This is a genomic window from Mycobacterium sp. E3298 (assembly GCF_001666895.1).
Taxonomy (GTDB): Bacteria; Actinomycetota; Actinomycetes; order Mycobacteriales; family Mycobacteriaceae; genus Mycobacterium.
Map to the genome: position 1 here is coordinate 1 of NZ_LZJB01000515.1, position 8,192 is coordinate 8,192.

The window sequence follows — 8,192 nt, forward strand, 5'->3', positions numbered from 1 at the left end:
CCAAGTCCACGCTCTATGACGCGGGAACCGGCATCGGCATGATCATCAGGCCCCCGACCGGCCGGGCGCTGCCCCCGCGGGTCTACGACGAGCTGTTCAGCGGCGTTGACCTGCTGCCGACGCTGCTGGGCCTGCTGGGCGTGGACGTTCCGGCCGACGTCGAGGGCGTATCGCACGCCCGCGCCCTCCTCGCGCCCGACCCGCACACCGTGCCGGTCCGGGACCACGTATACACGACGAAGACCTATCACGACTCGTTCGATCCCATCCGCGCGATTCGCACCAAGGAATACAGCTACATCGAGAATTACGCCCCGCGGCCGCTGCTCGACCTGCCGTTGGATATCGAGGAGAGCCCGTCGGGGGCAGCCGTCGCGCCGTTCATCACCGGCCCACGCCCGCAGCGTGAGCTCTACGACCTGCGCGCCGACCCCACCGAGACCACCAACCTGCTGGCCGCCGGCGACGCCGACGCCGACGAAATCGCGGCCGATTTGGCTGTGCGGCTTCATGATTGGCGTCAGCGTACGGGTGATGTAATCCCGTCGGAGTTCGCCGGCACCCGCATCTCGGCCCGGTACACCGAGACGTATCTGCACATTCATCGGGTGAAACCGACCGCCCGGTCTGCGCTCGCCGCCGACCGCGGCATCGAGGAACAGGCGAGCGGTTAGCCGCCGGACCGCCGGGAACCGCCGACCTCGGCGACGATGAACACCCGCCGGAACGGGAAGATCGTGGTCCCGTCGGACCGGGGCGGGTAGGCGTCGTCCAGCAGCGGGATGAGCTCCTCGCGGAACCGTTCCCAGTCTTCGTCGCCGAGCCGCTCGCGCACCGGAACCAGCGCCGTCCCGGTGATCCATTCCAGCACCGGGTTCTCCCCGCCCAGCTGGTGCAGGTAGGTGGTCTCCCAGACGTCGACTTTGCACCCGGCGTCCAGCAGCAGGTTTGCGTACTGGATCGGCGGCTGCACCACCGCGCCGACGCGAAATGGTATGTCCCGCATCACCTTTGCGTAGGGCTCCCGACGGGCCAGGGTGCGCACCGTGGCGTGCGACGGCGTCTCGAAGTTGCCGGGAATCTGGACGGCGATCCATGATCCGGGCGGCAGCTCGCCCGCCCACCGGACCAGCAGGTCGGCGTGCTCGGGCACCCAGTGCAGCGCGGCGTTGCTGACCACGACGTCGGTATCGGGCTTGGGTTTCCAGTCCCGCAGGTCGCCGATCACTGCGTCGATGCCGCGTTCCTTCGCGGCGGCGACCATCTCCGGCGAGCTGTCCATCGCCTCGATCACCGCGTCCGGCCAGCGCCGGGACAGGTACTCGGTCAGGTGGCCGGGGCCGCAGCCGAGGTCGACCACCCGCCGGGCCCGCTCCGCCCCCACCCGGGACAGCAGGTCGTAGAAGGGCCGGCTGCGATGGTCCGCAAAGGCCAGGTAGACATCGGGATCCCACATGTCGGTCCTCCTGATCAAAGCGCCGCCGCCAGCCGGGGAGATAGACAAACGGTATTACCGCATGCGGCCCCGCCGCCCAAGTGGCCCCGGCCGCCGCGCCGGCCGGTTAGCATCGGCGTTCGTGGCGCCCAACACTTCGATTGAACCGCCGATTCCCGCCGCCTTCGAAGGCGCGGACGTCCCGGTCGACGACGGCGGCTTGCCCCCGAATTCGGCGCTGTCCCCCCGCCAGCGCATGGTAGTCGAGGGCTCGGCCATCGGCGACCTGGCGCTGCGCACCTGGGTGTCGTCACTGCTCACCGCGACGGTGGCACCCGCCGTCGTCGCCGCGTCCCTGCGGCACGCCGATGCCCGCGCCGAGCGCGCCAACCTGAGCTTCTACGCCGGGCTGGGCGCGCAACGCGATCCGGTGAAGTCGTTTCCCGCGCCGACCGAGCCGCCGCGGGTGTCGTCGCGGCGGGCCAGCCCACTGACCGAGTGGGTCGCGGGCGGGACGGTGGAAAACATCGCGTTCCCAAGCAGCTTCAGGGCGATCAACCCCGCGATGCGCCCGCAGTGGTCCGCCTTCAGATCCAACAACACCGTGCGCGCCCAGCACTGGCGCCACGACGACGGGCCACGCCCCACGCTGTGTGTCATCCACGGCTTCATGGGATCGTCGTACCTGGCCAACGGGCGGTTCTTCGCGCTGCCCTGGTATTACCGCTCCGGCTACGACGTGCTGTTGTACACCTTGCCATTTCACGGCAAGCGGGCCGAAAAGCTTTCGCCGTTCAGCGGTTTCGGCTATTTCGCCGGCGGCCTGAGCGGTTTCGCCGAGGCGATGGCCCAGGCCGTGCACGACTTCCGGTCCGTCATCGACTACCTGCACGGCACCGGGGTCGACCGCATCGCGCTGACCGGCATATCGCTGGGTGGCTACACCTCGGCGCTGGTGGCCTCCGTCGACGACCGGCTCGAAGCCGTCATCCCGAACTGTCCCGTCGTCGCCCCGGCGAACCTGTTCGACGAATGGTTCCCGGCCAACAAGCTCGTGCGACTCGGGCTGCGCCTGTCCCGCATCAGCCACGCGGAGTTATCCGACGGGCTGTCCTACCACAGCCCGCTGAACTACCGGCCGCTGCCGAGCAAGGATCGGCGGATGATCATCACCGGGCTCGGCGATCGGATGGCGCCACCGCAGCACGCCGTCCAGTTGTGGGAACACTGGGATCGCTGTGCGCTGCACTGGTTTCCGGGCAGTCACGTGCTGCACGTGAGCCAGCTCGACTACCTGCGCCGGATGACCGCGTTTTTGCAGACCGTCATGTTCTAGCGGCTTCGGCGACCGAATCCGCGCGCACCGGGGTCGGCCAGTCCAGCTGCGCCAGCAAGCCCGCCGCCACCTTGGCGTGACCGTCGAGCCGCCGGGTGGACAACAAATCCAGTGCCTGCAGCGCGGGCCGGTGATTGCCGCGCTCCGGTACCAGCCCCGCCGGCGCGGCGATCCGCTCCGGCGGCGTGTCGGTCAGGAAGGCGCAGGCGGCCGCGACGGTGTGGTGCGTCCCGTCACCGGCGAACTCCAGCGCGGTGCACGTCTCGCGCGCCGGATGCTCCCTGATCGCCTCGAGGGTGGCCGCCAGCCCCTCCCCGACCGGGATCTGGTATGCCGCTAGGTAATCCGAGGCCCCACGCTGCACCCCGGACCAGCTCTCGCGGGGGTTGGAGGTGAGCAACCGGGGAACGTCGTCGGGCGCGACGATGGTGACGTCCCAGCCGAGCTCCCGCAGGTGGTCGGCGAGCCGGCGCGCCGCCACCTGCGCGGTCTCGTGCAGCGGGATGCGTGCCGAGCGCGCCCGCAGCGCGGCCAGGTTCTCAGTGGCCGAAATCGTGAGACCAATCCACGTCTCGCGCCTCGATGGGTCGGATGCGTTGTCCCGGTTCGTGATCCGGATCTTGTGCGCCCGAATGCCGTAGCGGTCCAGGTAGCCGGCGATCAACGGCAATGGCAGCACGTCGGCGTCGCCGCCCGGCACGCCGATCCGCAGCAGCGCTGTCGTCGCCGTGGCCGAATCGGATTCGGCCGCGGTCTCGCCGCGCCCGATGATCGCCAGCCGGCGGCGCGCCAGGGTGGTGAAATACAAGCCGCGCCAGGAACCGAACAACACGACGACCACGGCGGCGGCCATCCCGAGCAACCAGTAATCACGGGGTGACCGCCAGGGGTAGGCCATCACCGCGGGCACGACGGCCAACAGCGCCAGCGTGATTCGGCCGGGTCCGGGGATTGGCATCCAGCGCTGGGGGCTCACGGGGTGTGGTCCTTTCGTCGGCGGGTGGCCGTGGCGGCGATCGCGCCCGCGACTGCGACGAGCACAGCCAGCGCGGCGGTTCCGAGGAGCGCGACGGTCCGGGGGGTGGTGTCCTTGGGCGCGGGCGCCGGCGGAACGGCGACGGGTTTGACCTGTGCGGCGGGCGGTTGGTTGCCCGCGGGCAGTTGCCAGGTCAGGGCTGCCACCGGGTCCACGCTGCCGGTGCCGACGACGTTGGAGGGCGCGCGTGCGCCGCCCAGCGCGGTGGCGGTGATGCGATGGATGACCTGCGTGGCGTTGAGGTCGGGGTACTTGCTGCGGACCAGCGCCGCGACGCCGGCGACGTAGCCGGCCGCATAGCTGGTGCCGCTCAGCGCGACCTGCTGCTGGTGTTCGTCGGGCAGTCCGTTGGCCAGGCCGCCGCCGTCGGCGTTGCCGACCGACACGATGCGTTCCCCGGGCGCCGCGATCCCCACCCACGGCCCCGCCATGGTGAATTTCGACGGCTGGCCATCCGGCGTCAGGGAGGCCACCGACAGCACGTAGGGCTGCCACACCGACGGGATGGAGACCGAGGTGACGCCCGCCCAGTTGCGCGGGTCGTCCGGGCGGCTCAGGTCGGTGAGCGGGTTGGACTCGCAGGAGGTTCCGCCGCCCACCGATCCGGTCGCTCCGGTGTTGCCCGCGGCGGCCACGATCACCGCGTCCTTGTCCACCGCCGCGTAACGGATCGCGGCGCCGAGCGCGGCCTGATCGACCGGCCGGTCGGCGGGCAGGCAGGTGAGCGTGGAGATGTCGATCACCCGGGCGCCGAGGTCGGCCGCACGCACGATCGCGCGGCCCAGCGTGGTGACGTCCAGCGCCGCCCGCGCCATCAGCGGGTCTCCCCCGGGCGTCCGCGGCGAGAACTTGGCCGACGTCGTCCTGATCGAGACCACCCGCGCCGCGGGCGCCACGCCGGCGAAGCCGTCGTCAGCCGGTTGGCCGGCGATGAGCCCGGCCACCAGGGTGCCGTGGCCGTCGCAGTCGGTCAGCCCGTCGGTCGCCTCGACGAAGTCACCGCCCGGGTCGACGTTGGGCAGGCGCGGACCCGGCCGCACCCCGGTGTCGAGCACCGCCACCAGCTGGCCCTCTCCGCGCGAGAATTGCCATGCGCCGGGCAGATTCAGCGTGGCCTGGCTGGGTGTGGCGGCCGCGGGGTCACTGCCGGGGATCACCCCGGAGACGGTGCACGGACCGCGCTGCTCCATCGGCTGCACGGCGCCCGGGGCCCCGCTGGGCGGCGGGACACCCGGATCGACCTTCGGCGCTTCGATGGCCATCGCCGACGGACACGTCCACAGCACGGCCGCCAAAGCCGCGGCGAGACAAGCCGATCCGGATCGGATCATCGATTGAGTATCCAGGTGAAGATGCCGACCAGGAATGCCATGGCGGGGATGAGCGACGCGTCGAGCCCGGCCGCGACGAAGCCCACCAGCCGTCGCACCGGGAGCGAATAGCTCTCCGGCTCGGCGATCTGCGGGTTGAGCGCCACCACCACCCACACCAGGGTCAGCGCGACGAGCACCAGCGCGGCGCCCAGGGCGGCGGCGTAGCGTCCGGTCGCGGTGTAGAGCACCAGCAGCGCACCGGCGGTCAGGTACGGCTGGGCCAGCAGCCACGCCTTGCACGCCGCCGAATCCCACACCCGCGCGCGCAGCACGGACGTCGCCGCGGTGGCGCCCACCACGTACCAGCCCACCCCGCTGCACGCCTCGGGGCGCAGGGTGATCGCCACGGAGCCCAGGACGCTGAGAACCACTGCGGCGGCGATGAATCCGTTCTGGTGGGCGTCGCCGGTCCGCACGCGCCGCGGCAGGTCCTCGAGCACCCGCAGCGACGGCGCCGACGGCGTGGGGTCACCGGGCGCCGGGATGACCGGCAACGGGAAACGCGCCCAGAGCGCGGAGAGCTGCGCCGCCTCGATGGTGACCAGCAGCGCCGCGACGATCAGGCCGCAGCCGATGGCGAGTGGCCGCAGGTGCCACAGCACCTCGGCGCCCGCCGCCAGCAACACCCCGGCCCCCACCACCGCGGTCGCGGTGAAGAACCCGACGATGCGCTCACGCTCGGCGCTGGGCACCATGAGCGCGATGAGCGACCACGCGGTGACCCCCGCAGCGGCGAGCATGATCTGCGCCGGCCCGAACCGTCCGGGCACGGCCAACGAAAGGGCGGCGCCGATGGGCACCAGCGCGGCGATCGAGCACGCCGTCGCGGTGCGCGGCGAGCGGGCCGCGACGAGCAGGCCGGCGATCGCGGTCAGGGCCGCGATCGCGCTGACGGCGACCAGCCCGGCCAGCGCGCCGGTGGTGACGCGGTAGGTGACCGAGAGCCCGGTGGCCAGGAACGCGACCGCGATCACCGCGGCCAGCGCCCCGCGCTGGATATGCGCTGCGCCCCAGGGCTTCAGCCGCGAGGTCGAGAAGATCATGGCCGCATCGGCGATGTCCTCGACGATCCCGGGGGCCGCCTGGCCGACCGGCACCGGCTGCAGCGCCAACAGGTCACCGTCCACAACCCCGACCGTGTCCAGGCTGGCGTCCAGGCTGAACGGCGCGCCGCCGATGGGCGCGAGGCTCAGTTGGGTCGCGTCACCGAGGTCGGCGGCGCCCCGGGCCGTGTCGTCGGATTCGCCGTTCGACGCCGAAGGAACCACCAGACGCTGGACCGCGGGCAGGATCTCACGCAGCGGCAGCTCGGCGGGCAACGCCATTTCCGTCAGCCTGCTTTCCGCGAGGATTGCCACGCGGACGATCGGCATGACGGCGCCGGACGTCACCGGACCCTCGAAGGACGCTGGGGCCATACCTGAAACATCGTTGCTCTCTTTTCCGTTGGGGTTACGCGTGTTGCGCGGTGAAATCTCGGGCCAAGCGGTGGCCGGAGAACCATTCGGACTCCGGCAGTAAAGCGGTCAGCTGTTCGATCGCCAGGGCGATCGCGAACGGTGTGCCGGGGGCGAAGGTCGACACCCATTCGCCGTCGAAGGCGCGCGACGGGCTCACCAGCACGCGGCCCGCGGCGGCGTCGACGATGCTCATCCCCACCTCGGTGATGGCGTGCCTGCCGTCGCGGCGGCAGCCGGCGACGATCTCGACGTAGCTGCGCGGGCCGTTGAACACCGACTCCACCACCGACCGGGCCGACTGCGGGATGCCCAGGTAATCAACGACTTCGGCCAGCGAGGCGCCCGAGCGCAGCCGCTCGTCGGCCCGCGCCCCGACGCGGGTCGGCATGCTGAACTCGTCGAATCGGGCCGGCGGTTGTTGTGCCAGCCCGACGCTCAGCACCGGAACCAGCGCGCGCGGGTCGTCGATGTCCATGGCGGTGAACGTGATCAGCTGCGCGCTGCGCAGCGCGACGACGGTCTTGACGCTGGTCGCGGGACGCTGAGCCACGATGCCGCGCAGCAATTCGCCGGTGCCGGTGTCCTTGGCGGGCCCCACGTAGCGCAGGTCGAGCCACCGCTCCGGGAAGCACACCACCCTGATCCAGTCGGCCACCGTCGGATTGATGGTGCCGCCCTCCGATACCAGACCCATCCGGGTCAGCTCGGCTCGCTGACGGTCGAGGAACGCCTGGCGTTGCGTGGCATCGGTGTAGGGCGAGGTGATCGCCAGCACCCACGGGAAGCTACCCGCCCCAATGGTTTCCGCTATGAACCAGGCGTGATCGACCGTCAGCTCGACGGCGTTGGGCTCAGCACTCATCTGACAGGAACTAACCGCCCCACTTGGCGGCTTCGGCCTGGTCCCGGGCGAGCATGGACGTGGTGTTGGCCTCGTGGGTGCTGGCCATCGACTGGTAGGCCCGCACGAGGCTTTCCATCGCCTGGTTCCACTGGGCCTGCCAGGCCTGGTAGGTCATACCGGTGTCGCCCTGCCAGGCGTTGGACAGCGTGGCCTGCTCGCTGGCGATGTCCGAACCCAGCCCCTGCAGCGTGCCGGCGTAGCCGGCCATGTCGGCGGCGTGGCTCAACATCGCCGGGTAGTTGTACATGATTTGGGACATGAGAAGTCCTTTCGCGGTTGTTGGCGGCTGAAGCTCGATCAGAAGGCGTTGTAGCCGGACGCCGCGGCGGCGTCGGCGGCGACGTAGGTTCCCGCGGCGTCGCCGAGGTTGGCCTGGGCGATGTCGAGCAGGGTGTTGACCCGCGCGGCTGCCTCGACGAAGCGGGCGTGCGCGGCCTGGAACGCGGCCGAGGACTCGCCCTGGTGGAACGCCTGTGCCGACATGGCCTCCTGCTCGGCCTGACTGATGGTGCTGCGCATCAACGCCGCCTTGGCACTGAAGGCCGACTGCGCGGCCACCAACTGCGGGATGTGGGCGTCCAACATACTCATGGTGCTTCCTTTCTCTGCGGTCTCATGGGGTTTCGGTGACTGACGAGCATCGGGCGG

The 8,192-nt window shown here is 70.8% G+C and carries 9 protein-coding genes; 2 read left to right on the top strand and 7 right to left on the bottom strand.

The window, feature by feature from the left end:
- The coding region (locus tag A9X05_RS23760; protein WP_368664945.1) for a sulfatase/phosphatase domain-containing protein at positions 1–674 on the top strand (674 nt) is incomplete at its 5' end.
- Here A9X05_RS23760 and A9X05_RS23765 read toward each other — a convergent pair.
- Positions 671–1,456 carry a trans-aconitate 2-methyltransferase gene (locus A9X05_RS23765; RefSeq protein WP_067760835.1) on the bottom strand — a complete coding sequence of 262 codons (786 nt, stop codon included), beginning with the start codon at positions 1,454–1,456 and terminating at the stop codon, positions 671–673. The two genes, A9X05_RS23760 and A9X05_RS23765, sit on opposite strands and share 4 nt — an antisense overlap.
- A 121-nt stretch (positions 1,457–1,577) precedes the next feature.
- Between A9X05_RS23765 and A9X05_RS23770 the strand changes: the two genes are divergently transcribed.
- Positions 1,578–2,771, top strand: a complete 1,194-nt coding sequence (locus tag A9X05_RS23770) for a S9 family peptidase (RefSeq protein ID WP_067760833.1) — start codon at positions 1,578–1,580, stop codon at positions 2,769–2,771.
- On the opposite strand, the gene eccE is transcribed toward A9X05_RS23770, so the two are convergent.
- The 6 genes from eccE to esxG are packed head-to-tail and all read right to left on the bottom strand — an operon-like array spanning position 2,761 to position 8,135.
- Positions 2,761–3,747, bottom strand: coding sequence for a type VII secretion protein EccE (gene eccE, locus A9X05_RS23775; RefSeq protein WP_197499184.1), 987 nt, complete (start codon positions 3,745–3,747; stop codon positions 2,761–2,763). The genes A9X05_RS23770 and eccE overlap by 11 nt on opposite strands.
- On the bottom strand, positions 3,744–5,138 hold the full coding sequence (mycP, locus tag A9X05_RS23780; RefSeq protein ID WP_067760830.1) for a type VII secretion-associated serine protease mycosin: 1,395 nt from the start codon (positions 5,136–5,138) through the stop codon (positions 3,744–3,746). The genes eccE and mycP overlap by 4 nt, the downstream gene beginning before the upstream one ends.
- The gene (eccD, locus tag A9X05_RS23785) at positions 5,135–6,598 is read right to left on the bottom strand and encodes a type VII secretion integral membrane protein EccD (protein WP_156670266.1); all 1,464 of its coding nucleotides are present in this window, start codon (positions 6,596–6,598) and stop codon (positions 5,135–5,137) included. Before eccD ends, mycP begins: the two co-directional genes overlap by 4 nt.
- 34 nt (positions 6,599–6,632) lie before the next feature.
- Positions 6,633–7,502: an ESX secretion-associated protein EspG gene (locus A9X05_RS23790; protein WP_067784385.1), complete on the bottom strand. Its 870-nt coding sequence runs from the start codon at positions 7,500–7,502 to the stop codon at positions 6,633–6,635.
- A 10-nt stretch (positions 7,503–7,512) separates the two neighbouring features.
- Positions 7,513–7,803 (bottom strand): WXG100 family type VII secretion target, encoded by a 291-nt coding sequence (locus A9X05_RS23795; RefSeq protein ID WP_067278112.1) that lies wholly within the window; start codon positions 7,801–7,803, stop codon positions 7,513–7,515.
- Between the two features lie 38 nt (positions 7,804–7,841).
- Positions 7,842–8,135 (bottom strand): type VII secretion system protein EsxG, encoded by a 294-nt coding sequence (gene esxG, locus A9X05_RS23800; protein ID WP_067278108.1) that lies wholly within the window; start codon positions 8,133–8,135, stop codon positions 7,842–7,844.
- Positions 8,136–8,192 lie beyond the last annotated feature (57 nt).

Excerpts from the sequence above, each read along its gene's own strand:
- mycP (WP_067760830.1), bottom strand. The coding sequence starts at position 5,138 with ATGATCCGATCCGGATCGGCTTGTCTCGCCGCGGCTTTGGCGGCCGTG.
- A9X05_RS23790 (WP_067784385.1), bottom strand. The coding sequence starts at position 7,502 with ATGAGTGCTGAGCCCAACGCCGTCGAGCTGACGGTCGATCACGCCTGG.
- esxG (WP_067278108.1), bottom strand. The coding sequence starts at position 8,135 with ATGAGTATGTTGGACGCCCACATCCCGCAGTTGGTGGCCGCGCAGTCG.
- A9X05_RS23765 (WP_067760835.1), bottom strand. The coding sequence starts at position 1,456 with ATGTGGGATCCCGATGTCTACCTGGCCTTTGCGGACCATCGCAGCCGG.
- eccD (WP_156670266.1), bottom strand. The coding sequence starts at position 6,598 with ATGGCCCCAGCGTCCTTCGAGGGTCCGGTGACGTCCGGCGCCGTCATG.
- A9X05_RS23795 (WP_067278112.1), bottom strand. The coding sequence starts at position 7,803 with ATGTCCCAAATCATGTACAACTACCCGGCGATGTTGAGCCACGCCGCC.